Here is a 26,117-nt window from a genome sequence, read left to right as displayed (position 1 = left end):
GAGGCGCCATCGGGGTCACCTCGAATACAGCCGGTCAAGGCGTACGAACTTGCCCAGCAGCGCCAATGCCACGGTGGTGACGACGATCAAGAGGGCCGAGATCGCATGCGCCGTGGGTTCCAGCGCAAAGGTCGCCTCGGAATAGATCCGGACCGGCAGTGTCGTCAGGCGGGCGGTGGTCAGGAAGCTGGTCACCGTGACTTCGCCGAAACTCATCAGGAAGCCGACCAGCGCCGCCGCGAAAATCCCCGGCGCCATGCCGGGCAGCGTCACCAGCAGGAAGCAGCGTATCCTGTTCGCGCCCAGGCTGGCGGCGGCCTCTTCCAGGGACCGGTCGAGGGACATGGCAGAGGTGGTGAGCAGGGTGATGATGAAGGGCAGGATCACGACGACGTGGATCGAGACCAGCCCGGCAAAGGGCGGGATGATCAGGTAGACCTGCAGCAGCTTCAGCATGCCAACGGCGATGGCCACGCCGGGCAGCGACAGCGGCAGCATCCAGAAGGCGAGCAGAAGCGGGCGCATCCGGAAGGGATAGCGCGCAAGGGCAAAGGCGGCAGGCATCGCCAGCGTGACCGCGATGGCAACGGCCACCAGGGCCAGCTTGACCGACACCATGAAATTTGAGGTGTAGTCGCCCTCTACCAGGACGCGGCGATACCATTCCAGGGTAAAGCCCCTGAACCCGGCCGCGGTGGCAAGCGGCACGTCGTTGAAGCTCTGGACCATGACCAGCACCAGCGGCAGGATCAGCAGCCCGATCGAGCAGAACAGCAGCAGGTAGCGGATCGGCGCCCCGACGGTGTCGACCAGGGTCGCCACCCAGGCGGGGATCGTCCAGGGAGAGGACGGTACGCCTTGGCGCCAGCGCATGAAGCGGTTCAGCCAGAGGGTCGCCAGTGCGATGAAGCCCAGTCCGACCGTCGTCATGACCAGCGACAGGGCCGAGGCCATCGTCGCGTTGAGGTTGCTGATCGCCTCGTTCAGCACCAGCATCCCCATCGTCCAGACCTTGCCGCCGCCCAGCAACGTGGCCGAGACGTAGGAGGTGGTTGCCATCAGGAAGACCACGATCACGCCCGACCGCAGCCCGGGCAGCGACATCGGGAAATCGACGGTCAGGAAACGCATCCCCGGCGAGGCGCCAAGGCTTTCGGCGGCCTCGTGAATACGGGGCGAAGTGTTCTGAAGGTTGTCATAGAGCGCCAGTACCATGAAGGGCATGAAGACCTGCGCCAGCGCGATGATGACCGCCCCGTGGTTGAACAGCATGGTTTCCACGGGCGGAATGCCGAACCAACCCGTGAAGGTGTTGATCAGTCCCTGCGGCGACAGCAGCAGCATGATCCCCAACGACCGGACAACCACGTTGGTCAGCAGCGGGATGAGGATTACCGCGAAGGACAGCGCACGCCATTTCGATGGCATGCGCGCCAGCCAGTAGGCCAGGGGGTATCCGAGGAGAGCCGAAATGGCGGTCACGGCCAGGCCGAGCAGCACCGTTTCGGCGATCACCGAAAGATAGAATGGATCGGTCAGGATCTTGATGAATTGTACCAGGGACGGGCTCTGGATCACCGGGCCGAAGGGGCTGGGGTATTCGTGCAGCGACAGCAGCACGACCACGATCATCGGCGCCGCGAAGGCCAGAAGCAGCCAAGCGGTTACGGGAAAGGACAGAACCGGACCGATCCAACGTTTCATCCGGCGATCTCCCGGTCGTATTTCGCCTGCCACTCGGCGCGGTGGGCGTTGATGTAGTCCCAGTCGAAATCGACGAGGCTGTCGACATTGCCGGAGGTGATGACCTTGCCCTGCAGTTCGGGCGGGATCTCGACGTTGTTGACCGTGGGCGAGTAGTAGATCTCGTTCGCGTAGGCGAGCATGGTCTCGGGGCTGAGGTGCAGGTTCACCCATTCCTCGGCCAGCTTCTGGTTGCGCGTGCCCTCGGTGATGCAGGCCACGTTCATCGTCACGGCCTGGCCCTCGACGGGCGTTGCGATGGCGCAGTTCGGGTTGCGGCTTTCTGCGTACATCCGGGTGAACGAGGCGAACTCGACCGACAGGTCGGCGACGTTCTGGTCCAGCATGTCGAACAGTTGCGCCTGGCTGCCCTGGATGCCGGCAAAGGGTTTCAGTTCCTTGACCTTCTCGACAACCTTGTCGAACTCGTCGATGCCATAGCCCCAGGCCTTGGCGGTCATCATCAGGGCCGAGATGCCCTCGGCGCCCAGGCCGTTCGGCCAGGCGATCCGGCCTTTCCATTCCGGGTTCCACATGTCCTTCCACGAGGTGATCGGCGCCGAGGCGGCGGTCTTGTCGTAGATGATTGTGCAGGGGTTGAAGGCCACGCCGTAACCGCCCTTTCGGGCCAGCGGGTAGAGGTATTCGTAGTTCGGCACCGCCGGGCTTGCGGGCTGGGTCACGCCATCGGCGACGGCCTGACGGCTTTCGTAGATGTTCAGGTACAGCACGTCAAAGCTGGGCCGGCCACGTTCCGCGTAGGCGCGCGCGCGGCGTTCGCCGGTGCCGCCAAGGACGTAGGACACCTTGCAGCCGTATTTCTCGACCAGCTGGGGTTCGATGTGCTTTTTGACGATCTTTTCCTGTGCGCCGCCCCAGATGCCGACGACCAGTTCGTCACCGGGTTTGGGCTGGGCGTAGGCCGGGCGGATGATTGACGCCGGGGCGGCAAGGCCCGCGGCCATCAGGCCGGTAAACTGTCTGCGGTTCATAGCCATGTTTGGCACTCCTGTTGGTTGGTGGTTGGGTCGTTCAGATGAAGGTCACGGCGCCGGGCAATGCCTCGACAGAGGCGGTCGCGCCGGCGGGCGGGGCGGCCAGGTCCGAGGGGATGGTCAGCCGGACCGGGCCGCTGGCCGAGGCGAGGTCGATCTCGAATGTCTCGCCCAAGTAGTTGACCGAGGTGACTGTGCCCGAAAGGGACAGCGGCCCGGAGGGACTGTCGCCAAGGCGCAGGCGCGAGGCGCGCAGCACCATCTTGGTCGCGCCATCCGGCGCGCCTTCGCAGCGCACGCCCTTGGTCTGGAAGACGCCGTTGTCGACACTGCCGTTCAGCACCGTGCGCGCACCCAGGAACCTGGCCGTGAAAGCCGATGTCGGCGCATCGCAAAGCTGTTGCGGCGTGCCCAACTCCGAGATCAGACCGCCGTCCATCACGGCGATGCGGTCTGACATCGACAGCGCCTCTTGCTGGTCGTGGGTGACGAAGATGGTGGTGATGCCCAGGCGCTGTTGCAGGGCGCGGATCTCGTCCCGCATTTCGGACCGCAGGTTGGCGTCGAGGTTCGACAGCGGTTCGTCCAGCAGCAGGACCTCGGGTTCGATCACCAGCGCGCGGGCCAGGGCGACGCGCTGTTGCTGGCCGCCGGAGAGATTTCCGGGCAGGCGGTCGGCAAAGGCGCCCAGGCCCACGGTGTCCAGCGCCGCGCGGGCGCGTTCGTGCCGCTGGGCCTTGGGGATGTTGCGCATCCGCAGGCCGAAGCCCACGTTTTCCAGCGCCGAAAGGTGCGGGAACAGCGCATAGGCCTGAAAGACCACGCCGATGTTGCGCTTGTGCGGCGGCAGGCGGGTGATGTCCTGCCCGTTGACCATGATGTGCCCGGAGGAAGGCTGGATGAAACCGGCGATCATGCGCAGCGTCGTGGTCTTGCCGCAGCCCGATGGCCCCAGCAGGGACAAGAGCTCGCCGCGGGCGATTTCCAGCGTCAGCTGGTCGACCGCGACCGTGTCTCCGTACATGGCGGTAATCGCGTCCAGAATGAGATAGTTGCGGTCACGCATGGGGTGGTTCCTGATCTGCGGTAAAGACGAAAAGCCGGCTGGCGCGGTGGTCGATGGCGATGGTCGTGGCACGCAAGCCGGGATCGGCCAGTTCGGTGGCCGGATAAGGTTGGAAATCCGGTAAGGGGGCGGCCTGCAGGGACAGCCGCAGAGAGTGGCCCGGGCGCAGGCTGTGAAAGAGCCCCTCGAACACCAGGCGCAACGTGCCGCTCTTCAGGCGCGTGACCGTCGTGGCCAGCGCGGTGGCGGTGCCGTTTCGGTCCACCTCTGCCAAGGTGGCCGCCAGCCCGGGGTGGGGGCCATCGACGTCCAGCGCGATCTCGGCCTCGACCCGGTCGCGCAACTGGACGCACCCGGCCATGGGGGCGGTGGTATAGCAGGCCACATCCGACCGGTCGTGCAGAGGGCCAAGATCGACCGGGCCGCTGAAGGCGCCCCCGCACAGCGGCGCCTGCCGGGTCGGGTCGAGAACCAGCATGTCGCTTCCCGGCGTCGCGGGGGCGGTCGTCAGGCGGCCATCCGTCACCATCTGCGCCGCAAGGCCGTCCGACGCCAGGTGATAGACCCTGGAGCCGGTTCCTTCGAGGGTGTCGGTGTCATGCCAGCTGTCGGTGCCCGCGTCGTAGGCGGTGATGGCAGCGGGGCGCGGGCCACGGCCCTTTAGGTAGTGGTCGAAAAAGGCGAGCTGCGCCCGGTCGACAGAGAATTCTGCCCCCGATGCCAGCCGCGCCGCACCGGCGGAACGGTTCCAGCCGATGTGGCCCCAGGGACCAAGGACAAGATGCGTGGAGTCGGGCGAGACAGCGCGAAAGGCCCTGTCCGCGGCAAGTGTGCCCCGGAGGAAGAAATCGGCGGTTCCGGCGGTCTGGATCAGCGGCACGGCGAGGGGCGGGGCCAGGTCGGCGGCGGGGTCGGCGCCCGGCTCGCCCTTGGCCCAGCGGGACAGATGCGACAGGTCCGGACGCGTCATGAGAAAGTCGAAATGCGCCTGCCACCCCCGCTCTGGCGCCAAGGCCGCCAGCGCCGCTGAATCGCCCATCCGGCGGGCCTTCAACCGGGCCATCTGCGCCGCCCAGGAGGCCGACATCCGGCAGCGGAACAATCCGCCTTCGGAGAGCCAGTCGGTCAAGGGCGACCACGATGCCATCGAGACGGCCATCGCGTCGGGCCGCACGCCGCCGGCAAGCATCAGGAACTGCGTCGTGCCCTGGTACGAGAACCCGTAAGTGCCAACCTTGCCGTTCGATCCCGGCAGGTCGCGCGCCCAGTCCAGGGTCTCGGCGCCGTCCTCGGCCTCGTTGACCAAAGCGTCGAAATCGCCCTCGGAGTCGCCTGTGCCGCGCACGTCCTGGACGGTGACGACATAGCCGCGCGCCGCGTACCAAGCGGGATGGGCTAGCGTCACGGTCGAGGCGATGGCCCTCCCGTAGGGCTGACGCATCAGCAGCACCGGCAGAGTGTCCTGCGTGTCCGGCCTCCAAGTGTCGGCAACAAGCAGGGTGCCGTCCTTCAGGCGCAGCTCCTGCCGGACGGGGGCCTGTACAGGCAGGAGGGGCCGTAGTGGACTGTCCACCATGTCACGCATCGTTGAACATGGTTTTCTGGGTCACGCGGTCGATCGGGAAATCCCGGACCTCTTTCAACAGGGCGACAAACCGGTCGGCGGAGCGGTCCAGCGCGATCCGTCCCCGGTCCGCATCGGCGGTGGCGGCATTGCCGCAGGCGCCGGAAGGATGCAGGTCCTGCGTCTGCCAGCCATACCCGATGCGGCCTTCTGGGGTGAGGATGCCGCCGGCCTTTTCCATCTCGACGGAAAGCGGCTCGAAATCTTCGGCCAGGGTCATGTCCACGAGTTCGGGGTGCAGTTCCAGCAACAGGGAGGTTTCGAATTCGCCGCCGTGGATGCCGTGCTTCATCTCCCGGCTGTCGAAGAGGTCCGAGACATCGAGGTCCGCCGAAGCATTGGCGCTGACCGCGAACATGCCCAGCTTGACCCGCAGTTCGCGGCAGACGATCTCGACCACCTGCGGCTGGCCCCCGTGCCAGTTGGCAAAGACCAGCTTGCGGCAACCGGTGCGCGCGACGCTTTCGCCGATTTCGTACCAGATCCGGGCAAGGGTCTCGTAGCTGTGCGTCAGGGTGCCCGGGAATTCCAGGTGTTCGACCGATTTGCCCACTGCCTGCATCGGCAGGATCAGGGCGTGCAGGTCGTCAGGAATGCGCTGGGCGACACGTTCCATGATGCCGGCATTGATGGCGCTGTCGACGCGAACGGGCAGGTGGGGGCCGTGCTGTTCCACTGCGGCCGTGGGCAGAACGGCGACGACCTTGCTCATGTCCAGTTCGGCAAAATCCTTGGTGGAGAGATCCCACCACCAGTTCGATTTGAGCTTCATTTGCGCCGTCTCCGTCAGGTGTTCGAGTGATTCACCTGACTGTTGTCGAGGTTTTCGATGCGGTAAAAGCGGCGTTTTTAGAGGTTTGTGTTGCCTTAATGGCAACGAAGTATGAAGGCGCGCCCTCAAATGCCGGGACTGATCGCTGTCCAGACGACCGGGTTTCGGCATCCCAGCCGGCCAGGACGGCGCCGCTGTCCTAACTGTCCTGAGCGCAATATTGGCATGTTTTCCAAGCGGCTACGGGCCGTGGATATAAGAGGGCGCCATACCGTGGGGCCGCCTGCCTTCGGCTCGTTTTGAGGGTGTCCACAGTGTGCGCCGACCGCCTGAAAGGGCCTGTTCGGGCCGGGGCCGGCTCATGGGGGCCATTGCAAGTGGAATGCGGTGCTGACGCATTGCTGGGCGGAAAGCTCCGAGTTGCATAAAATCAGAGCGGAAGCGGGACGTGCCCCAAGGCGGTAGCAGGATGCGAAGCGAACTTTGCAGGACGTGTCGCGCTGCAGCGTGCCAGGTATCCCGAGATGTGCCGCAGAACTGGGCGAACCGTGGCACATGTCGAAAATCAAAAGACCCGCGACCGAAGCTTTTTGACTCTTCCGTAAGCTGTGCCAAAGTGACCGCAGCGAACGACCGTCAAAAAAACCGTTCGACGACAAGGGAGATACACATGAAACGATTTATCACGACAGCGCTTGTGACCTCGACTGCCTTGGCCCCGCTGAGCCTGGCAGCACAGGAATGCACCAACGATACCTGGAAAAAGGTCATGGAGAGCGGCACGCTCACCGTTGGGGTCAAGGCCGACTACAAGCCCTGGGGCTATCGCGACACGGACGGGACCATCATCGGGATGGAGCCGGACATGGCGCAGATGGTGGCCGACACGATGGGCGTCGATCTGGAACTGGTCGCCGTGGTCAGTTCGAACCGGATGCAGTTCCTGGAACAGGGACAGATCGATCTGATGATCGCCACCATGACCGACCGGCCCGACCGGCGCGAGATCGTGGGCATTGTCGGACCCAACTATTACACCTCTGGCACCAATGTCATGGCGCCCAAGCAGCTGGGCTTTACCGAGTGGAGCGACCTGACGGGCAAGCCGGTCTGCGGCATCCAGGGCGCCTTCTACAACCAGATCGTCGAAGACCGCTATGACGTCGAGGTCGTGGCCTTTGGAGGCACTGCCGAAGCCAAGCAGGCCCTGCGTGACAAGAAATGCGTCGCCTTCGTCTATGACGACAGCTCGATCGGGTCGGATATCGCCAGCGGAAACTGGGACGACTTCGAAATGCCGCTGCCCTCCGAGGACGACAGCCCCTGGGGTCTTGCCGTTCCCAAGTCCGAGGAAAACTGCGTCTTCGGCGCCTTCATGAAGGGCATGCAGTATCAATGGCATCTCGACGGCACGCTGGTCGAGCTGGAGGAAAAGTGGGGGATCAAGCCCACGGCTTTCCTGGCCAAGCAACAGGAGCTGATCCAGCAGACGACGCCGATGCCGGAATAACATGAGCGGATTCGAGGAGTTCTTTCGCGAGCTCGCCGCCGAGCATGTGCGGTGGAACTTCATCTGGCTCTACGACGAGAAACAGGCCGGGCGGATTCTGTCCGGCCTGTGGATGACCGTGAAGCTCAGCATCGCCTGTGTGCTGCTTTCGGTCATCATCGGCGTGCTGGGGGCCTGGGCGCAGGGCGCCCAGAACCGCGTGCTGCGCGGCGCGGTGCAGGGCTATATCCAGTTCTTCCGCAACACGCCGCCGCTGGTGCAGCTCTTGTTCTTCTACTTCGCGCTGGGCCAGTTCACGCCGTCCTACAGCCCCGACGGCTGGCTGGAGGTGCCGATCATCTCGAATGTCGGCTGGGCCATCATTTCGCTGTCCTTCTTCGCGGGCGCATTCAACGTCGAGATCTTCCGCGCAGGCATCGAGGCGGTGCCGGACTCCACCGTCGAGGCGGCGGAATCCCTCGGCATGACGCGCACGCAGACCTACCGCGAGGTCGTCTTTCCACTGGCGCTGCGGGTGTCGATCCCGGCGCTGAACAACAACCTGGTGAACCTGGTCAAGACGACGACGCAGGCCTATGCCATCGCCGTGCCCGAACTGCTGTATGAAAGCGTCTCCGTCTGGAACGATTTCCCTTCGGCCCAGAACCCCACGATGCTGCTGCTTTTCGTGACCTACATCCTGCTGGTCGGCATCCTCGTGATGGGCATGAACCGTTGGGAACGCAAGATGAGGATCCCCGGCTATGGACAGTAGGTTGCACGGGCAGACCGACCTGCCGGTCATGAAACCCTATGTCCTGCGCGGACACCAATATGACGAGATGTTCCTGGTGCGCTGGCTGGGAAGTCTGCCACCGTGGAGCTTTCTTGTCCTGCTGGCGCTCTGGCCCGCGGCAGCCTTTGCGCAATCGGCCACGTTCGGGACCGTGGATGCCTTTGCCGCGCTCTGGCGCTGGATCCCCTTCCTGACCTTCCAGGGGTTCCTGTTCAACGTGCTGATCTCGCTCTTTGCCATGCTGATCGGCACCACGCTGGGCGCGGTTCTGGGCCTTGCCCAGGTGTCGCGCAACAAGGTGACGCGCGGGTTTTCCTGGGCGATCACGCAACTTTTCCGCAATTCGCCCTGGCTGGTGCTGCTGTTCGTGGTGCTGCTGGCCTTTCCTTTCGAGATCACGATCCTTGGCCTGACCATCCCGATCCCGGCCTGGGTCAAGGCGGTGATCGGGCTCAGCCTGCCGGTCATGGCCAATATCTCCGAGATCGTGCGCGGGGCCGTCAACTCCGTGCCTTCGGCCCAGTGGGAGGCCGCGGAAAGCCTGTCCTTCACCCGCACCCAGACCCTGTGGCAGATCATCCTGCCGCAATGTTTCAAGCGGATGATTCCGCCCTGGATGAACTGGTACGCGATCCTGACGATGGCAACGCCGCTCTGTTCGCTTCTGGGCGTGGGAGAGATCATCACCTTTTCCCGCCAGGCGATGGAGGCCGAGAACAACCACCCCGAGCTGCTGATGCCCTTCTACGGCTTCGCGCTGGTGCTGTTCTTTGCCTATTGCTACCCGATCGCCCGGCTAACCATCGCGCTGGAACGGCGCTATTCCGTGAAACTCTGAGGCCGCCATGTCCGATCCCCACGCCATCGCCACCCGCGAAGACCTGCGCGCCATCACGGGCGAGCCCGGCGACAGGCCGGCGCAAAAGGTGATCGACCACATAGACCCGCTTTGCGCACGTTTCATCGCGGCCTCACCCTTTGTCGTGCTGGCGACACGGGGGGCGGACGGGTTGCTGGATCTTTCGCCGAAGGGCGATCCGGCAGGGTTCGTGGCCGTGCTGGATGAAAAGACGCTGGCGCTGCCAGACCGGCTGGGAAACAAGCGTTTCGACAGTTTCGAGAATGTGTTGCACGGCCCCGAGGCCGCGCTGATCTTTGTGATCCCCGGCCACAACGACACGCTGCGGGTTGCGGGCAAGGCCCGGCTGACCCGCGATCCCGATCTGTGCGACCGGCTGGCGGTCAACGGGCGCCCGGCGCAGTTTGTGCTGCTGCTGACGGTCGAGGAGGCCTACCTGCATTGCGCGAAATGCATGATCCGCTCGCGGATGTGGCAGCCTGACCACTGGCCTGACACCTCGGACGTGCCCAGCCTTGCAGAGGCCATGGTCGCCCACGGCAAGCTGGTCGAGAAAAATCTGGTCGCCGATGTCGACGAAATGGCGCAGATCATCGCCGACGACGCCAAGAACCGCCTCTACTAGGAGAGACAGGCATGAGCTGGACCCCCGATTTGCCCATCGTGTCCCTCAAGGACGTGCACAAGAGCTTTGGCGATTTCGAAGTGCTGAAGGGCGTCAGCCTGGACGTAATGAAGGGCGAGGTGATCTGCATCATCGGGCCGTCTGGCTCGGGCAAATCCACCTTGATCCGCTGCATCAACGCCCTGAACGACATCCAGGGCGGGTCGATCACCGTCGAGGGGCAGGAGGTCAGCGACCCGAAACTGGACAAGCTGGCGCTGCGCAAGAAGGTCGGCATGGTGTTCCAGCAGTACAACCTGTTTCCGCACAAGACGGCGCTGGAAAACGTCATGATGGCGCCGTTGAAGGTGCTCAAGGAAGACCCCAAGACGGTCGAGGAACGGGCGCGTTCGCTGATCAAGAAGGTGCGGCTGGAGGGGAAAGAGGACAATTACCCCGGTGAACTCTCCGGCGGCCAGCAACAGCGCGTGGCCATTGCGCGCAGCCTTGCGATGCGGCCCGACGTGATGCTGTTCGACGAGGTGACGGCGGCGTTGGACCCCGAGACGGTGAAAGAGGTTCTGGTTACGATCAAGGACCTGGCCGCAGAGGGGATGACCTGCATCCTGGTCACGCATGAGATGGGCTTTGCCCGCGAGGTGGCGGACCACATCTATTTCACCGACCGTGGCGTGATCGTGGAACACGGACCGCCCGCCACCTTCTTTGCCGAGGCAAAGGACCCGCGCACCAAGGAGTTCCTCAGCCAGATCCTGTAGAGGCTCAGCGCCCCTGGATCTGGATCGAGAAGCTGCGCCTTGCGCCGCTGGGCGGCTGCGGGAAAGGCGCCGCGCTGCGCACCACGCCCAGGGCCGCGCGATCCAGGGCCGAGGACCCGGAACTGCGCGCCAGCGAGACGGAGGCCAGGCCGCCGCCAGAAGAAATCGAGAAGGCAACGACCGCAGTGCCGCGAGCGTTCACCCGGGGCCTGCCGGCGCGGGACAGCTTGCGCATGACAAGCCCGGGATAGTTGCTGGCCGCCGAGTTTCCGGGGGCAGCCTTGCGGCCTTTGTTGCCGGTGTTGCGCGCCTTGGCGGCGGCGTTGCCGGTGGGGTTGCCGGCACGCGCGTTGCGGGTGGCGCCGCCGCCCTGGGGGGCGGGTTTCGTTCGTGGCTTGGCCACCGGCTTGGGTTTGCGGGCTGGCTTGTTTGCTTCCTCGAATTCCGGCGTGCGCATCTGCGGCCGAAGCGAGCGGGAGACCGCCGCGCTCTTCGGAGCTTCGCCGGTCACCCGTTCCGCGGAGGCGCTGTCCGGTGTGACGGGTGAGATCGTGGGCGCGGGCTCTGCCCGTTCCGGGGTGATCCGTTCCGGCGCGGGTGCCAGGGCGGCAAGTTCCTGCGTTTCGGGTGTATCGGGTTTCAGGGGCTCAAGGCGGGGGCCAGTATCGGCCTTTTCGGGTTCGATCGCCGCCAGAAGGCGGGCTGCCGGTTCCTGCGGCGCGGGATCGGGACGCGCGGTTTCGGTGGGGTCCCTGGGGCGTTCCACTGCCGCCGTTTCGGGGGCGGGGCGGTCCGCACTATCCGTTGTCCGGTCTGGTGGGGTCCGATCCGGTCTTGCCTGCTCGACGGGATCCTTGGCCCGCTCTGCCGTCAACCGATCCGGTTCGGCCTCCTCTGCCGGGGTCTTTGTCGGTTCGGGTTGGACCCGGCCCGCTGACATGTCGGCGAAGGATGATCCAAGCCGCACTTCGGCCCCGCCCGAGGCACCTTCGATCCGAGCTCCATCGGGGCTGGCAAGGGTCAGGGCAAGGGCGCCGTGGGCCAGCAGCGCCAGCGAAACGGCGGAAGTCTTGGCAAGTCGGGACGAGGAGATCATTCAAGGGCCTTCTCGGTAACGATGACGACGTTTTCTGCTCCCGCCCCGCGCAGGGCGCGGCCAATCCGGACAAGCTCGGCGGCGTTCAACTCCCGGTCCGGGATGAGGCGGACGCGGGCGCGGGCCTCTTCGGGCAGCTGCGCCATGAAGCCTGCGGCGCTGTCCTGCGGGACACCGCGCCATGTCATGCGCCCGTCCGCGTGGATGACCAGCGCATCGGCAGGCGCGGTCGTGTCCAGCTCTGCCGTGCGGACCAGCGTCAGGTCCTTGTCCAGCGGACGCGCCAGCGTGCCCGCCACGAGGAAGAAGATCAGCATCAGGAAGACGATGTTGATCAGCGCGATGGTCGGTTCACGCTCGGTTTTCTGGCGGCGCGCTCTCATGAGGTCTCCAGTACCGTAAGCCTGAGGCCGGGCAGGGCGCGGATCGTCACCAGCAGGTCGGTCAGTCGTTGGGCCGTGACCTCGCCGTGCAGGCCGACGACAACGGGCAGGTCGGTTTCCGCGTCGGTTCGATGCTGGCGCAGCGCCTCGGGCAGGGTGGACAGCTCATGCGAGGTGCCGTTGAGGCTCAGCCCGTCTGGCGCCAGCCGCAGGAACACCGGGCGCAGACCCGAAGCATCGCCGTTTCCCGCGCCGCCCGCGGCCAGTTCGACCTCGGCAAAGCGCGAAAAGGTCGAGGAAAGCATGAAGAACAGCAGCAGGAGAAAGATCACGTCGATGAGCGAAGTCATCGACAGTTTTCGCCGCCGAAGCCGCCTACGCATGGGCCGGCGTCGGGTTGGCTGCGGGGGCGAAGCCCTGGGCCTGACCGGAAGGCGCCAAGATCGTGCGCAGGGCTTTCTGCGCCAATACCCGCTCGGCATCCATCCGGCCTTCGAACCAGCTCAGCACAAGCGCGGTGGGCATGGCAACGGCCAGCCCCACGGCGGTCGTGAGCAGTGCGACCCAGATACCGCCTGCGAGGATCGAGGGATCGACCTGTGTCCCGGCCTCTTGCAGCGCCTGAAAGGCCGAGATCATGCCCAGAACCGTGCCGAAGAGCCCCAGCAGGGGCGCCAGCTGCGCGATGGAATCGAGCAGGCGCAGCCCTGACTCCAGCCGGGCAAAACGCGCTTCTGCTTCGGCTTCCAGCCGTTCGGCATCGCCTTGGCCGTCCAGCGCCATCGCCACCACCGGGCGCAAATAGCTGCGCGACAGGTCCAGGTGGCGGCGCGCTGCCAGCCGGTTGCCCATGTCCCAGGCCTCGACAGCCTCGCGCAGCGCACGGTGGCGCCCGACGCCTGCGGCGGTGAACTGCCAGAGCTTGTACAGCACGACCGCCGAGACGACGATCGACAGCGCACCCAGCAGGATGACGACAGGGCCGCCAAGATCAAAGATCCGTTGAACGGCTTCTCGCACTGTCTCGATCATCCGATGATCTCCACCTCGGTGCGGCTGCGCAGGTCGAGGTCCTGCGTGCAGGCGCCGGGGCTGGCGGCCTCGCAGGTTTCGGCACCGTTGATCAGCAGGCGGCCCAGTTTTGAACAGGCGAGGCCGGAGACGAGGAATTGGCGCACGCGGGGGCGGGCGGCAGGCAGGTCCCCGAAATCGAACAGGGTCATGCGGTCCACGCGGCCCTCGGTGTCGAACAGCACCGCCTCGTAGACGGCCTGCGCGATGTCGCTGTCGTGGCCGTTCTGGATCAAGAAGCTGATGCGGCAGGCGCCGTCGACCGGCTCCAGCGCGTTGAGTTCCAGGGAGACATGCGGGCCCTGAACGGTTTCTGCCCGCGCGGGCGTCGTAAGGGTCAAGGCAAAGGCGCAGAGCGCCGCAATGCCAAAGGACGGAAAGTTCATGAATCCAGCCCCCATCGGTGGGTTTTCGTGTCTGGCTGGGGTGGGACACCCTGGCTGGTTGGGAAAGTGCCTAGCAGGCAGAATTGGGTCAGGCAATACCTGACAGAAAGAATTGGCTACTCCGCATGGCGCGGGTCGGTACCCGGTCCGACCGCGCGTTGCAGGTCGATCAACTGTTCCAGCGCCAGGCCGGTGTCGGCAGACGGATCCGTGCCGGAGTTCAGCATCTCTCGCCAGCAGACCGTGCGAAAACGGTCCTCCTGATCCTCGCGGGGGGCGCTCATGCCGCCCGTGCCTCGATGCTCTGGATCGAGGTGAAGCCCTCGAACCGGGGTGCGCCCTCGAACAGCTTTCGGGTCTGGCCGGCGCGGGTGTGAGCCGCGCGGAATTCCTCGCTGCGGGTCCAGGCGCGGAAATGCGCCTCGGTTTCCCAGACGGTGTGCGAGGCATAGAGGATCTTGCCGTCCTCCTCGGGGCTGCGCAGCATGTCGAAAGCGACAAACCCCGCCATGTCGCGCAGATGGCTTTCGCGCGACAACCACAGATCCTCGAACTCGGCCGCGTTTTCGAGCAGGACGGTAAAACGGTTCATGGCCAGGTACATGGTGGTCTCTCCTCAGTTGGTCTGCAGGCTGGCGCAGGGATCGTCGCGCTGCGCCTCGGGAACGATGATCACGGTGTCGAAGGGCGTGTCGGTCTGCGTTTCGACAAAGCCCGTGGCATGGGTCGTCACCTCTGGCGCGGCCCGGGCGATCATCGCGGGAATGCCCCAGTCGGTGCGCGCATGGCCGTTGCCCGCGATCACCGCGACGGGCGGGCCGAAGGTATCCAGTGCCTCAAGCGCGGCGCGGGCAAAGACGGCGTCGCGATAGCGCTGGACCGCGACCATGCCCGCCATCATCTCGCGCGGCATGGCCTGACAATGGGCGTCGAACTGCATTTCTTCACGCAGGCTCTGCTGTGCCTCGGGCAAGGGGACATCCAGGCCGAACCGCGGCGCATCACTGCCAAAGAGCGCGGCGGCACCCTCGCCGTAGACCGTCCGCACCGTCTCTCGCGGCGCGGCAGCACCGACTATGCGCGCCACGCCCATGGCGTCAAAAATCGGTGCGTACAGGCTGTAGTCAGGCCAGCCGCCATTGTCCCAGATCTCCGGGATCAGGTCGCGATCCTGATTGGCGCGGAGCGCGTCTTCGGCGGTCAGCATTTCAAAGACCACGGCGGTGGGTTTCAGTGCGTCCAACGCCTGCGCCTGCCCGATGTGGGCATCGGGATTGTCGTGGACCTCTCCGAGGATGACGATGTCGGCCACGGGATCGGCAAGGGCCGGCGTGGCAAGGCAGAACATGAGGGTGGCTAGACGCATGAGTGATCTTTCAGGCCGATGCCGCGTGCGGCAGGATAAAGGGAATGTCCGCCGGTGGCGGGGCGGAAACGCGCAGCGCACAGCCATAGGCGCGCGACAGCGTATCGTCGGTCAGGACGTCGGCAGGGGTGCCAAAGGCCACGCGCTTGCCTTCTGCCAGGACGGCGATCCGGTCGGCAAACAGCGCGGTCAGGTTCAGGTCATGCATGACGGCCAGGACACCGCCGCCGCCGCGCGCAAAGTCCCGCGCGATTTCCATCACCTGCAACTGGTGCGCGATGTCGAGGCTGGAGACGGGCTCATCCAGTAACAGCCACCGGGGCGCATCGTCCTCGACCGGCGCCCAGACCTGCGCCAGCACCCGCGCCAGCATCACGCGCTGCGCCTCGCCGCCGGAGAGGTCCTGGAACAACCGGTCGGCGTAATGCGCCAGCCCGACCCGCGCCAGAGCCTGCATCGGCACCTCTGGCCGGTCGCCCGCCGTGCCTGCCTGCAAGCCGATGCGCACGACCTCGATCACCGTGAAAGGAAAGGCCAGCCGCGACGCCTGGGGCAGGACCGCGCGGGTGGCGGCCAGTTTCCAGGCCGGTTGCCCGGAAACGTCCTCTCCGTTCAGGCGTACGTGACCCTCGTGGGGCAGGGTGCCGTCGATGGCGCCCAGCAGGGTGGATTTGCCCGATCCGTTGGGGCCAACGATGGCCGTGACCTCTCCGGGGTGCGCGGCGAGGCTGACGCCGCACAGCGCCTCGCGGCGGCCATAGCGGACCCGGATATCCTGTGCTTCCAGAGTCATAGTTCGACCATCCCCCGTCGTTTCAGCAGGATCCACAGAAAGACCGGCGCGCCCAGCACGGCGGTGACGATCCCGATGGGCAGTTCGGCGGGGGCGATGATGACGCGGGCAATCACATCCGCCAGGATCAGCAGGCTGGCCCCGAGAAGCGCCGAGTTCAGCAAGAGCGTGCGGTGATCCGGACCTGACCCCAGCCGCAGCAGGTGCGGCACGACGATCCCGATGAAGCCGATGCCGCCCGAGACGGCGACCGCCGCTCCGGCAGCGCCCGCCACGGCAAGGATGGCAATGTTCTTCATGCGCTGGACGTTGATGCCGATATGGGCGGCGGTCGCCTCTCCGAGTGCCAGCGCATTCAATCCGCGCCCCAGCATCAGGGCCGCGCCGATGGACAGCAGGATCAAAGGGCCGGCGGCGACCACCTTGGCCCAGCTTGCCCCGGCCAGCGATCCCAGCCCCCAGAAGGTCAGGTCGCGCAATTGCCTGTCATCGGCGATATAAACGAGAATGCCCGAAAGTGCCCCGGCCAATGCCCCCAGAGCGATGCCTGCCAGCAGCATTGTCGCGACAGAGGTGCGTCCGTGTCGGGTGGACACGCGATAGAGCAGCAGGGTCGAGCCCCAGCCACCCAGGAAGGCCGCGAAGGGCGTCAGCTGGTTGCCGGTCAGTTCTTGCACCCAAGCGGGCAGCAGCGCGCCCAGCACGATGGCCAGGATCGCGCCCAGCCCGGCGCCTGCACCGACGCCGACGATGCCCGGATCGGCAAGGGGGTTGCGAAACAGCCCCTGCATCGCCGCGCCGGACACGGCCAGCGCGGCGCCGACCAGGATACCCATCGTCAGGCGTGGCAAGCGGATATCGAACAGGACAACCCGTTCCATCTGGGTCAGGGGCTCTCCGCTGACCAGTTTGCCCAGCAGGGCGGTCAGGGTCACGTCCGCGGCGCCAATCTGCAGGCTGGCCAGCGCGCAGAGCAGCAGGAATGCGGCCAGCATCCAGTGCAGAACGCGCGCGAGGGCAAGCCGGTCGCGCGGCGGGACAAGAGGGTCGGTGATCGCGGTCATCGGATCAGTTCGGCGTCCCGTAAAGCGCCGCGTTCAGCGCCTCGACCGCCTCTGCGGTGCGCGGACCGAACCCCAGCATCAACAGCCCGTCCATGCGCACGACGGACCGGGTTTTGGCGGCCGGGGTCAGGCGGATGGCGGGCATGTCAAACAGCTCGTCGTCCGCAGAGGCGTGGTCGCCCGTGCGGTCCATCATCAGGATCACGTCCGGCGCGGCTATGCCCACGGCCTCGTCGGTCAGTTGCTTGTACCCGGTGAAACCGTCGACGGCGTTCACGCCGCCGGCCATCCGGATGATCGCATCCGCTGCCGTGCCGGTGCCCGAGGCGTTGATCTTGCCGCCATCGGTGGACAACACGAACAGCACGCGCTTGCAATCCTCGGCGGGAATGTCCGCGCGGGCCTGCGCCGCGTCCAGTGCGGCACCGACCTCTGCGGCCAGGCCCTCGGCCCGGTCCGGAACGCCCAGGGCGCTGCCTATGATCTCGATCTTGTCGAGGATGCCGGCGGCGTCCAGTGCGTCGGGCACCTCGACATAGTCCACGTCGGCGGCGCGGATCACCTCCAGGGCCTCGGGCGGCCCGGCGCCTTCCTCGGAAAGGATCAAGCTGGGGCCGACCGAAAGCACGCCCTCAGGAGACAGCGCGCGCATGTACCCCACGTCCGGCAGGTTGGTCACCGCCGGGGGGTAGGTCGAGGTCGTGTCACGGGCCAGCAAACGGTGCTGCTGGCCCAGGGCCACCACGATTTCCGTGACCGCGCCGCCGATCGACAGGACATCGGCCTGTGGATCGGCGGGGGCGGGTTGCTGGGCAGAGACGGTCAGCGCCACAAGCCCGCCGAACATCGCGGTCGACAGGCCGGTGAACAGGGCCAGCCCGTTGGAAGATTTGCAGGCTGTCATGCCGGCACCACGTCGGCTGCGGGCAGGGCCGCAACGATCCTGCCCCATGCGGGCCGCGAGTCACGCCCTTCCTTGCCGACGCCGAACACCTGGAAGATCAGGGCACCTTCGGCATCGAACGCCTCGACAGAGACGGCGGGTCCGCGCTGGGTGGGCTTTTCCACGGCCCAGACCTCGGCCACCTTGTCCAGCCGCAGGTGCAGGTTGAAGCCGGGGTCCATGACGTTCTGCCAGGGGCCCATCGGATGTAGAAGGTTCACCGGGCCGGAATGGATCTGGATGCAGCCACGGTTGCCGACAAAGATCATCACCTCGATACCGGCGTCACGCACCGACTCCAGCATGGCGTTGACGGCCTCTGGCGCCAACGCGCGGACAAAGGGTTCGCCCGCGATCCGGTAGGCGCCAAGGCGGTTCATCTTGAGCTTGGAACACAGGCGCAGGAACTGGTGCGTGTCGGTCAGGCGCGCCCATTCCTCACGCAGGATGTCCAGCTTGTCGGGCCGCGATTTCGCGGCCTCGACGGGCTTGCGCGGTTCGACCGCCTGGCCGGGTGCCTGGTCGGGCAGGGCCAGTTCCGAGACCAGACCGACCCAGGCGTCATGGTTCGAGGTCTCGCGCAGGTGGATCTTGTGGATGGCATCGCCTGCGGCATCGAAAATCTGCAGGGACCGGCGCGGCGCGGTGCCGTCCTGGCCGGGCGTTTCGACCGCGTAGGCATGCACCCAGTGCGATGGGAAGATTCGCAGGTCGATGTCCTCGGCCAGCACCATCGCGGCATGTTCGCCGGGATGGTAGTTGGCATAGCCCCCGACCTTTTCATGCACGCAGGCCTCGACACGTGTCAGGGCCATGACTTCGCCCAGGCGCTCGGCCCCGGGCATGATCCAGTCGGGGTGGGCGTCGATCCGGGTTGTGCCGTCACCGACGCGGGCGGCCACAAGCTGGGCCTCGGTGATGCCCAGTTGCGCGGCAAGATCCCGCGCCCGCATTTTCGGGTTGTCTGCCTCGGCGGCACGGATCTGTTCTGGTGACGGCGTAAGCTGCTCGGTCATGACGTCCTCGGGTCAGGGAATGTCTGCTGGCTTCGCCGGGACCAGGCCCGACGTGGCTTACGGTATTTACTTGACTGTTTTAGTCTGGATAACCTAATGCTGCAACCCGTCACGATAAGTTTTATCGCCTAGGCAACAATCCGCCCGCGCCAGCCTTCGCAAGCCACGGCACCCAAACGGACACGAAGGAAGGCGCATATGCTCACTCACCTCCTGCGCGGGACCACCGCGCTTGTCTGCATGTCGCTGGCTTTGCCAGCGAGTGCACAGGACGCCCCCGGGTTCCTCGGGACCCTCATCCTCACCGGCGGCAAAAGGGATCTGACATTCGGGACGGCGCTGTCGCGCACTGTCATCGACGAGGAAGAAATCCAGGATCGGCAGGCCGGCACCGTCGCGCAGCTGATCGACTCGGTGCCCGGCGTGACGCTGGTCAACGGAACCACGCCGCAGGGGTCGGGGATCAACATCCGCGGGTTCGGTGCGAACACCACCTATGGCTCGGACCAGAAGATCGCGGTGCTGGTGGATGGTGCCGCCGTCGGGTCGGAGGAACTGTACCGCATCGGCACGCAGCTTTTCACCGATCCTTTGCTCTACAAGAACGCCGAGGTCCTGCGCGGCACGATCGGCAGCTTTGCCTACGGGTCGGGGATCGTCGGCGGGGTGGTCAAGCTGGAAAGCAAGGACGCCTCGGATTTCACCGGCGGTGTGCCGGGCTTCGCGGGCGCCCAAACCTTTGAATTCAGCTCTAACGGGGCGGGCACGGTCAGTTCGACGACGCTGGCCTGGCAGCCGACGGACCGCGCCGAGTTCCTGCTCAACTACACGATCCGGGACCAGGACGACCTGACCTCGGGCGACGGGCGGACCATCGGCAACAGCGCCTTCCGCACGCCTTCGGGACTGGCAAAAGCCAAGTTCACCTTTGGACAGGACGACGCGCATGAGCTGACCTTCAGCTATTCGCAGACCGTGGCCGACGACAAGGACGTGCCCTATGACCAGTTCGCCACCACGGGCGGCAGTTTCGGCAATGTCGACCGGTTGACCGACACCCGGCAGGCGGTAATCGACTACCGTTTCAACCCGGTCAACGACCTGGTGGACATGCGGGTGAACCTGTCCTTCGCGGACCAGGCGATCGAATATGACTACGTTCCCGGCTCTTCGCCGCTGGAGGGGACGCCGACCTTTCCATTTCTCGTCAGCACGGTCAACGCAGACCAGCGCTATCAGACGACCAAGTTGACCCTGTCGAACCGGGCCCTGTTCGGGTCGGATGCCATCGATCATGACCTGCTGGCGGGTGTCGAGTTCATTCACCGGGACCGCAAGGACAACGACGCCGCCGGCGCCCCCGGCGGGTCCGACCGGCGCATCGCGCTGTTCCTTGTTGATGAGATCTCGATGGGCGCATTCACCGTGACGCCGGCGCTGCGCTACGAGACCTCGACCGTCGAGAGCGCCACAACCTATGGCAAGTTCACGAACGATGCGCTGATGGGCGGGCTGGCGCTGTCCTATGACTTTGGCAACGGGGTGTCGGTCTTTGGCAGCGCGGCATACACCGAGGGCCTGCCGATCATCGACGACCTGGGCGCCAGCGCCACGGCGCTTGCCCGCATGGATACAACGGAAAAATCACATACCTTCGAGCTCGGCGCGGAATACACCGGTTCTGATGTCTTCGGCACGGGGGATACCTTCACCATTCGCGGCAACCTCTACGCCACCACCATGTGGGACATCACCAGCTACACCGCCACCGGATCCATCTCGACCAATCTCGACCGGGTCGAGACCCGCGGGCTGGAACTGGAGGCGTCTTACGGCCATGCCAGCGGGGCCTATGTCGATTTCGCGGGCCACGTCGGTTCGGGCGAGGAATTCGCCCCGGGCGCGGATGGCATCACCTGGCGCAACACCGCCGCCGACCGTGTGCAGCTGACGCTGGGCAAGAAATGGGATGACGGTTTGGACTTGAGCTGGGAGGTCGTGCATTCCGCCGACCGCCGCGATGCGCTGGGCGGCGATCTCGACAATGTCACCCTGCACAACCTGCGGGCCACCTGGCGGCCGGAGCAGGTGGCCTGGTTGACGGGCACCGAAGTGCGGTTCGGGATCGAGAATGCCTTTGACGTCGATTACGTCGGCCACCTGTCCTCGCCCACGCGCAAGGCACCTGGGCGGACCTTCAAGGTCAGCCTGACCAAGACGTTCTGAGCCATTCCCTCTGGCAAGGCACGGGCGGGCGGGTCCGGGGACATCTCCGGGACCGCCCGTTTTCCGTCGGGCTCATTTCTTGCGGGTGCCGTCGATGATGCGGACGCGGGTTGCGGCGCCTGCAAGTGGCCCGGCATCGCGCAGGATCGCCAGCAAGGCCAGGCGGTCGGCTGGGGCAAGCCGCGCGCCATCCAGTCCCTGCAAGGCCTGCACCAGGTCGGCGGGCAACACGGGGTAGATCAGGCAGCCCAGCAGAGTCTCCGCCGGTGGCCCCATCGCGGGCCAGTAGACACGGTTTCCGCCGGGCAGCGGTGGCAGGTCGTCCGGCAGGATGAGCCGTTGACCGGCGGCAAGGCGCAGGTCAGGGGCGTAGTCGGCGGGCAAGACGATGTAGAACTGGCCGTGTTCATCCAGCGACAGGCAAAGCAATACCCCGGCCCGGTCTGTCCTCAAGGTCAGCCGCATCAGGCTGTCGGTGCACTCGGTCGGCACGCGGGCTGGGTCCGTGGCGCGGCAGATCGGGTAGTGCCCGTCCCGTCCGCCGGAGGCCGTCAGGGACAGATGGCCCTTGCCCATCGCTGTCAGTGCTTCCGCGATGCCGTCCAACCCGGTGCGCCGCACCGTGGCGGTCGGGTCAAGCAACGCGCGCAGATGCGCCGGCATCCGCAGCGAGGACAGGTCCAGCGTGCGCGAGGCCCGCAATGCACCGTCCTGCGACAGTCGCAATACCAGTTGAAAGCGGTTGCGGTCGATCGGCCGGACGGTCCCGCCAAGGTAGTAGCCGTTGGCGGGCACCGGACCGCGCCGTACGCGGGCCGGCGGCGCATCGCGCAGCAGGGCGGTGACGGAATTGGCTGTGTCCAACCAGGCCTCGACCGCCATATCGGCCAAGGCCCGACCGAGGGGCGTTTCAAGCCCCGAGGTCTCGTTCGCGAAGGCGCCGACCGTGATCTCGGCCCGCGCGTCAGGCAGCATGTCCAGGAACTGGCGGATGGCGGCGCTGATGGCGGCGCGCGGGTCGCCTCCGGCCTGGCCTGTCAGCCCGGTCAGCGGCCTGTCCGAGGTCTTGACGATCACCCGCCCGTCGCTGAGATCGACCAGCGTGAGCCGCAGGGTCACGTCGCCGGCAACGATGCCGGTTTCCCCGACCAGCACGAAATCCGCCTCTTGCCGCAGGGTGGATTGCACGGTCTCCTGCCAGGCGGCAGTGCCCTGTCGGTTCAGCACCAGGGCCAGCGAGGCGCGCAATTCGGCACTTCCGGCCAGGATGCGTGGTTTGGCGGGCCAGTCTGCACACATCTCCTGCGCGGCGCGGCTCATGATTGCCTCGACCTGCGGCACGGGCAGGGGTGTTTCCGAGGCCAGCGGCGCCGCAAGCGCGATGCTGGCGCCTGCCGGGATCTGCCCCTCTGCCATGCGGCAGAGCTCCGCGCCCAACGCGGTTTCTGCCTGCGCCAATGCGGGGCGGGGCAGGGCCAAGGTCAGCGAGAGAAGGGCAGACAGGAGGGCAAGGCGCAACATGGGTCAGTCTTCCGTGACATATTCCGCCAGCACGTTGTCCTCGCTCCCGGGCAACAGGCTGGGTGATTGGCGCAGGTCCTGCTGGGCCAGTCTCTCGTCGATATGAGCGCGCAATTCCGACAGGCGAATACGCCCGTCTCCGTCGGCATCCGCCGCCCCGCGCAGCCCCTCCAGCGTGTAATAGCTGAAGGCGCCCTGTTGCTTGTCATCCAGCCAATGGGCGAACTGCGGCGTGCGGAAATCGGTGGCGGTCAGAACCGAAACGCGCGCCTTTTCCTGCGGCGGCGCTATCGCGACCCCAAAGGCGCCCGAGACGCCGGGCACCAGGCTGCCCTGCGTCGACAGGCCGGAAAAGCAGGCGTCCAGCAGGACCGTGACTGATTTCACCGGCAGGGCTTCCAACTGGCGGATCAACATGTCCAGCGGGTAGGCGCCAAAGCCCGGTTCGGCGGCGGGCACGTCAACGGGCAGAAGGTAGCCGCTGGGCAGGCCCTCTTCGTGGAAGACAGGGACACCGTGACCCGAGTAGATGACCACGATCTCATCGACGAACCGCGCGCGGCGGGCCAGCCGCCCGTCCGGTACATCATCTGTCCCGAACCAGCGCGCCATGCCGATCGAGTTCAGGTCCTTCTCGATGATGATGTTGTCCTGCGGGACACGCAGGATATCGCGGAAATAGCGGGCAAAGGCATCGGCGTCGTTATGGGCATAGGCGACAGGAGGCGCCTCGGCATAGCTGCGGTTGCCGATGATCAGGACCAGCGTTTCGGGGCGGGCGACGGCCAAGGTGACGGGGGCCTTTGGAGCGGGTCGAGGTGCCGCGATCACCGGCTGGCGTTCGGGCAGATCGGGCCAGTGCGTCTCTGGCAACGACCATAGCCGAACCGTCCCGTCCCAGCTGGCGGTCAACAGGCTGCGTCCGTCAGGGGCAAAATCAACCGCGTCGATCGAGGCTCCGTGGCCGTCGAAGACCAGCAGTTCCTCGCCCGTCTCGACATTCCAGAGATAGGCCTTGCGGTTCCATTCCCCGGTCAGCGCCAGCGCGCCATCCGGGCTGAGATCGACAGCGCGGATCGCGGCCTCGTGACCGGGAAACCGTCGCAGGACCTTGCCGGTGTCCACTTCCCAGAGGATCGCGCTCTTGTCCCAGCTGCCGGTGATCGCGCGCTTTCCGTCCGGGCCGAAAGCCACCGAGAGGATCAGCGCCTCGTGCCCGTCAAGGCGGCGGATCTCCTCGCCGCTGGCCATGTCCCAGAGCCGGGCGGTGCGATCGGTGCTGCCGCTCAGCAGGCGTGTTCCGTCCGGGCTGATCGCAAGAGAGGTGATGGCCTCCCCGTGGCCGGCAAAGGTCCGCAGTTCGGCGCCGCTGCGCAGATCCCAGAGCCGGGCGATGCCGTCATTGCCGCCGGTCACCGCTTGCCGTCCGTTGGGGCTGTAGGCGGCAGAGTTGAACCGCCCGCCATCCTGCGTCAGCTTCAGCACCTCCTGGCCCGTGGACAGGTCCCAGACCCGCGCCGTGCCATCCGCGCTGGCGGTCAGTGCGCGGGTGCCATCGGGGCTGAAGGCGACGCCGCTGACCCGGTGTTCGTGACCTTCGAGGATCGCCAGTCCGCGCTGGGTCGAGACCTCCCAGAGCTCGGCGGTGAAATCGGCGCTGCCCGTCAGGACATGCCGCCCGTCCGGGCTGAAGACGGCGGCGTCGATGGCGCCCTGGTGACCGGTCAGCACGGTCGAGGTCGGGTCGTCGGCCCAGAGTGGGCCGGTCGGGCCAAGCGCGGTCAAGGCAATCGCAAGGGCGAACCGGGGCAGGGGCGGGGTGCGTCGCATGTTGGTGGCTATCCTGTATGTCTCACCAGGTGATGGTGATGTTGCCGTCCTTGTCCTTTTGCAGCGTACCGGGCAGGGGCTGTTCGGGCGGCGCAACCGGCTCGACGCTTTCGGCAGGCGGCGGAGCCGTCGGCGCGGCTTTGGGGGCGTTCGCCTCTGGTCTTGCGGGCAGCAGCAGCGTCACCTCGACCCTTCGGTTGATTGCGGCGGTCGGGCTGCCCGGCGTCTTGAGCCGCGTCTCGCCAAAGCCCACGGTCACCAGGCGTTGCGGGTCGATTGGGAAATGTTCGACAAGGAAGCGCGCGACGCTTTCGGCGCGGCGTTCCGACAGCCAGAGATTGTAGGCGTCATCGCCCGAAGTGTCCGTGTGGCCCGCGATCAGGTAATGGTGCGGGCGCAGCGCCGAGGAGGCCAGCGCGTGCCCGAGCGCCGCCAGGTCCTCACGCGCGCGCCAGGTCAGCTCGTAGCTGTCGAGCGCGAAGTAGACCTGCAGGTCGATGCTGTGCTGAGGCACCACCCAGACCGTGCGTCCGCCGATCTGCACACCGCGTGCGGCCTCCTCTGCCGGGGCGGTGCTTTCCTGCTGGACCGGCGCCAGAGAGGTGATGATCTTCTGGATGTCCTCGGCTTGGTCTGCCTGCGCGGGGATGGCCGTCGCAATGGCCAAGCCCAGTCCGGAGAGCCATTTGGGGGCTTTGAGGTTCATGGGTTTTCTCCCTTCGATATGGCGGCGCGGGCGTCAGTTGCCGCGCAGGATGTCGGTGACGCCGCCGGAACTTGGCCCGTCGCCTGCCGGGGCGGGATGGCTTTCCACGGGCAGGGTGGCGGCGGGGTTGACGGGCGTTGCGACGGGTGTTGCCGCAGGCGCGGCGCCGGTGATCTCGCGCAGCAGGCCGGACTGTTGCAGGATCGCGCTCAACCGGGTGCTCCTGTTGAAGCTGCGGTCGTCATTTGGCGTCATGCCGCCGGAATGGTGCAGCGCGACGGGGCGCAGTTCACGGTCGAAGAGGATCGAGCCGGAACTGCCGGGCTGGGTGTCGCAGCGGTGGCGCAGGATGGGGCCGTCGTCCTGTTCGCGCAGGGCGAAACAGCGGAACCGCGTCATGACCTGTGGGCGGCCCAGCGGGTGATGGATCACCATGAGCGGATCGCCCGGATCGACGACGACACCCTCGATCAACAAGGGCAGGATATTCTGCGGCATGTCGGTCATCCGCACGAGGCTGAAATCCAGCACCGAATGCCAGTCAGCGGGATCGACGGAGAGATTGTAGCGTCGCGTGTCCCTGTCCCCCTGCACGAGGTAGCCGGTCAGGATCGAGGCGGCGAGCAGTTTGTGCGCACCGTCCTCGGGAATGCAGTGATGGTTGGTCAGGACCCAGCCACCGGGCAGGATCGCGCCGGTGCAGGTGACGAGGTCCCGCCCGCCACGGTCATTCTGTTCCAGCAGGTCGACGCGGCCGATGGCACCGGCCAGACGGCGGATCGGATCATCGGCGGGCAGTTCGCGGATCGGCTCGAACGCGCCGTCCTGTGCCGCGATATAGGCGCTGGCATTGCCGGTGCTTTCCAGGAAGACGAGATCGGTCTTGCCGTAGTCATCGGCGGAAAAGGTCGCCACCTGGGCCAGTGCCGGCGTCGTGGCCAGCGACAGTGCAAGGGCGCATGCGAGACGGAACATCCTGTGGGTCTTTC

At 66.1% G+C, this 26,117-nt stretch carries 27 protein-coding genes; 6 read left to right on the top strand and 21 right to left on the bottom strand.

Annotated elements, in window-relative coordinates; translation table 11 throughout:
* Positions 1–15 precede the first annotated feature (15 nt).
* Genes ACQY5B_RS13330 through ACQY5B_RS13310 form a run of 5 tightly spaced genes read right to left on the bottom strand, consistent with a single transcriptional unit; the run spans position 16 to position 6,200 of the window.
* Complete coding sequence (locus ACQY5B_RS13330; RefSeq protein WP_420324904.1) at positions 16–1,704, bottom strand: ABC transporter permease subunit; 1,689 nt, start codon at positions 1,702–1,704, stop codon at positions 16–18.
* The gene (locus ACQY5B_RS13325; protein ID WP_420324905.1) at positions 1,701–2,741 is read right to left on the bottom strand and encodes an ABC transporter substrate-binding protein; all 1,041 of its coding nucleotides are present in this window, start codon (positions 2,739–2,741) and stop codon (positions 1,701–1,703) included. Before ACQY5B_RS13325 ends, ACQY5B_RS13330 begins: the two co-directional genes overlap by 4 nt.
* A 34-nt stretch (positions 2,742–2,775) precedes the next feature.
* Entirely contained in the window at positions 2,776–3,804 is a 1,029-nt protein-coding gene (locus ACQY5B_RS13320; protein ID WP_420324906.1) for an ABC transporter ATP-binding protein, read from the bottom strand.
* A complete protein-coding gene (locus ACQY5B_RS13315) occupies positions 3,797–5,389 on the bottom strand; it encodes a CocE/NonD family hydrolase (RefSeq protein ID WP_420324907.1) in 1,593 nt (530 codons plus the stop codon). The genes ACQY5B_RS13320 and ACQY5B_RS13315 overlap by 8 nt, the downstream gene beginning before the upstream one ends.
* Positions 5,382–6,200: a creatininase family protein gene (locus tag ACQY5B_RS13310; RefSeq protein WP_420324908.1), complete on the bottom strand. Its 819-nt coding sequence runs from the start codon at positions 6,198–6,200 to the stop codon at positions 5,382–5,384. The genes ACQY5B_RS13315 and ACQY5B_RS13310 overlap by 8 nt, the downstream gene beginning before the upstream one ends.
* A 670-nt stretch (positions 6,201–6,870) precedes the next feature.
* On the opposite strand from ACQY5B_RS13310, the gene ACQY5B_RS13305 reads away from it, so the two are divergent.
* Genes ACQY5B_RS13305 through ACQY5B_RS13285 form a run of 5 tightly spaced genes read left to right on the top strand, consistent with a single transcriptional unit; the run spans position 6,871 to position 10,727 of the window.
* The gene (locus ACQY5B_RS13305) at positions 6,871–7,710 is read left to right on the top strand and encodes a transporter substrate-binding domain-containing protein (protein ID WP_305968112.1); all 840 of its coding nucleotides are present in this window, start codon (positions 6,871–6,873) and stop codon (positions 7,708–7,710) included.
* A gap of 1 nt (position 7,711) precedes the next feature.
* On the top strand, positions 7,712–8,464 hold the full coding sequence (locus ACQY5B_RS13300) for an amino acid ABC transporter permease (protein ID WP_305968113.1): 753 nt from the start codon (positions 7,712–7,714) through the stop codon (positions 8,462–8,464).
* Complete coding sequence (locus ACQY5B_RS13295) at positions 8,454–9,323, top strand: amino acid ABC transporter permease (protein ID WP_420324909.1); 870 nt, start codon at positions 8,454–8,456, stop codon at positions 9,321–9,323. Before ACQY5B_RS13300 ends, ACQY5B_RS13295 begins: the two co-directional genes overlap by 11 nt.
* Positions 9,324–9,330: 7 nt before the next feature.
* A complete protein-coding gene (locus ACQY5B_RS13290; protein ID WP_420324910.1) occupies positions 9,331–9,969 on the top strand; it encodes a pyridoxamine 5'-phosphate oxidase family protein in 639 nt (212 codons plus the stop codon).
* Between the two features lie 11 nt (positions 9,970–9,980).
* Entirely contained in the window at positions 9,981–10,727 is a 747-nt protein-coding gene (locus tag ACQY5B_RS13285; RefSeq protein WP_305968116.1) for an amino acid ABC transporter ATP-binding protein, read from the top strand.
* Positions 10,728–10,731: 4 nt separating this feature from the next.
* Here the strand turns inward: ACQY5B_RS13285 and ACQY5B_RS13280 are convergent, their stop codons facing one another.
* From ACQY5B_RS13280 to ACQY5B_RS13225, 12 genes are all read right to left on the bottom strand, one after another.
* Positions 10,732–11,823, bottom strand: a complete 1,092-nt coding sequence (locus ACQY5B_RS13280; RefSeq protein ID WP_420324911.1) for a TonB family protein — start codon at positions 11,821–11,823, stop codon at positions 10,732–10,734.
* Positions 11,820–12,206, bottom strand: a complete 387-nt coding sequence (locus ACQY5B_RS13275; RefSeq protein ID WP_420324912.1) for an ExbD/TolR family protein — start codon at positions 12,204–12,206, stop codon at positions 11,820–11,822. Before ACQY5B_RS13275 ends, ACQY5B_RS13280 begins: the two co-directional genes overlap by 4 nt.
* The gene (locus ACQY5B_RS13270; protein WP_420324913.1) at positions 12,203–12,556 is read right to left on the bottom strand and encodes a biopolymer transporter ExbD; all 354 of its coding nucleotides are present in this window, start codon (positions 12,554–12,556) and stop codon (positions 12,203–12,205) included. Before ACQY5B_RS13270 ends, ACQY5B_RS13275 begins: the two co-directional genes overlap by 4 nt.
* 25 nt (positions 12,557–12,581) lie before the next feature.
* Positions 12,582–13,238: a MotA/TolQ/ExbB proton channel family protein gene (locus ACQY5B_RS13265; protein WP_420324914.1), complete on the bottom strand. Its 657-nt coding sequence runs from the start codon at positions 13,236–13,238 to the stop codon at positions 12,582–12,584.
* Positions 13,235–13,663, bottom strand: a complete 429-nt coding sequence (locus ACQY5B_RS13260; protein WP_420324915.1) for a hypothetical protein — start codon at positions 13,661–13,663, stop codon at positions 13,235–13,237. The genes ACQY5B_RS13265 and ACQY5B_RS13260 overlap by 4 nt, the downstream gene beginning before the upstream one ends.
* A 116-nt stretch (positions 13,664–13,779) precedes the next feature.
* Entirely contained in the window at positions 13,780–13,947 is a 168-nt protein-coding gene (locus ACQY5B_RS13255; RefSeq protein WP_305968122.1) for a hypothetical protein, read from the bottom strand.
* Positions 13,944–14,267 carry a heme-degrading protein HmuQ gene (gene hmuQ / locus ACQY5B_RS13250; protein ID WP_420324916.1) on the bottom strand — a complete coding sequence of 108 codons (324 nt, stop codon included), beginning with the start codon at positions 14,265–14,267 and terminating at the stop codon, positions 13,944–13,946. The genes ACQY5B_RS13255 and hmuQ overlap by 4 nt, the downstream gene beginning before the upstream one ends.
* A 12-nt stretch (positions 14,268–14,279) precedes the next feature.
* On the bottom strand, positions 14,280–15,029 hold the full coding sequence (locus ACQY5B_RS13245) for a ChaN family lipoprotein (protein ID WP_420324917.1): 750 nt from the start codon (positions 15,027–15,029) through the stop codon (positions 14,280–14,282).
* Between the two features lie 10 nt (positions 15,030–15,039).
* A complete protein-coding gene (locus tag ACQY5B_RS13240) occupies positions 15,040–15,822 on the bottom strand; it encodes a heme ABC transporter ATP-binding protein (RefSeq protein WP_420324918.1) in 783 nt (260 codons plus the stop codon).
* Positions 15,819–16,886, bottom strand: coding sequence for a FecCD family ABC transporter permease (locus ACQY5B_RS13235; RefSeq protein ID WP_420324919.1), 1,068 nt, complete (start codon positions 16,884–16,886; stop codon positions 15,819–15,821). Before ACQY5B_RS13235 ends, ACQY5B_RS13240 begins: the two co-directional genes overlap by 4 nt.
* Positions 16,887–16,890: 4 nt before the next feature.
* Complete coding sequence (locus ACQY5B_RS13230) at positions 16,891–17,790, bottom strand: heme/hemin ABC transporter substrate-binding protein (protein WP_420324920.1); 900 nt, start codon at positions 17,788–17,790, stop codon at positions 16,891–16,893.
* The gene (locus tag ACQY5B_RS13225; protein WP_420324921.1) at positions 17,787–18,845 is read right to left on the bottom strand and encodes a hemin-degrading factor; all 1,059 of its coding nucleotides are present in this window, start codon (positions 18,843–18,845) and stop codon (positions 17,787–17,789) included. The genes ACQY5B_RS13230 and ACQY5B_RS13225 overlap by 4 nt, the downstream gene beginning before the upstream one ends.
* A gap of 198 nt (positions 18,846–19,043) precedes the next feature.
* On the opposite strand from ACQY5B_RS13225, the gene ACQY5B_RS13220 reads away from it, so the two are divergent.
* Positions 19,044–21,071 (top strand): TonB-dependent receptor domain-containing protein, encoded by a 2,028-nt coding sequence (locus tag ACQY5B_RS13220; RefSeq protein ID WP_420324922.1) that lies wholly within the window; start codon positions 19,044–19,046, stop codon positions 21,069–21,071.
* 72 nt (positions 21,072–21,143) lie between these two features.
* Here the strand turns inward: ACQY5B_RS13220 and ACQY5B_RS13215 are convergent, their stop codons facing one another.
* Genes ACQY5B_RS13215 through ACQY5B_RS13200 form a run of 4 tightly spaced genes read right to left on the bottom strand, consistent with a single transcriptional unit; the run spans position 21,144 to position 26,103 of the window.
* Positions 21,144–22,592 (bottom strand): hypothetical protein, encoded by a 1,449-nt coding sequence (locus tag ACQY5B_RS13215; protein WP_420324923.1) that lies wholly within the window; start codon positions 22,590–22,592, stop codon positions 21,144–21,146.
* A gap of 3 nt (positions 22,593–22,595) precedes the next feature.
* Positions 22,596–24,422 (bottom strand): hypothetical protein, encoded by a 1,827-nt coding sequence (locus ACQY5B_RS13210; RefSeq protein ID WP_420324924.1) that lies wholly within the window; start codon positions 24,420–24,422, stop codon positions 22,596–22,598.
* A 22-nt stretch (positions 24,423–24,444) separates the two neighbouring features.
* On the bottom strand, positions 24,445–25,128 hold the full coding sequence (locus ACQY5B_RS13205; protein WP_305968132.1) for an OmpA family protein: 684 nt from the start codon (positions 25,126–25,128) through the stop codon (positions 24,445–24,447).
* 33 nt (positions 25,129–25,161) lie between these two features.
* The gene (locus ACQY5B_RS13200) at positions 25,162–26,103 is read right to left on the bottom strand and encodes a trypsin-like serine peptidase (protein ID WP_305968133.1); all 942 of its coding nucleotides are present in this window, start codon (positions 26,101–26,103) and stop codon (positions 25,162–25,164) included.
* Between the last annotated feature and the right edge of the window lie 14 nt (positions 26,104–26,117).

Origin of the sequence: Antarctobacter sp. (assembly GCF_965277915.1) — a bacterium.
Taxonomy (GTDB): domain Bacteria; phylum Pseudomonadota; class Alphaproteobacteria; order Rhodobacterales; family Rhodobacteraceae; genus Antarctobacter.
This window is presented reverse-complemented; position numbering and strand designations above follow the sequence as displayed.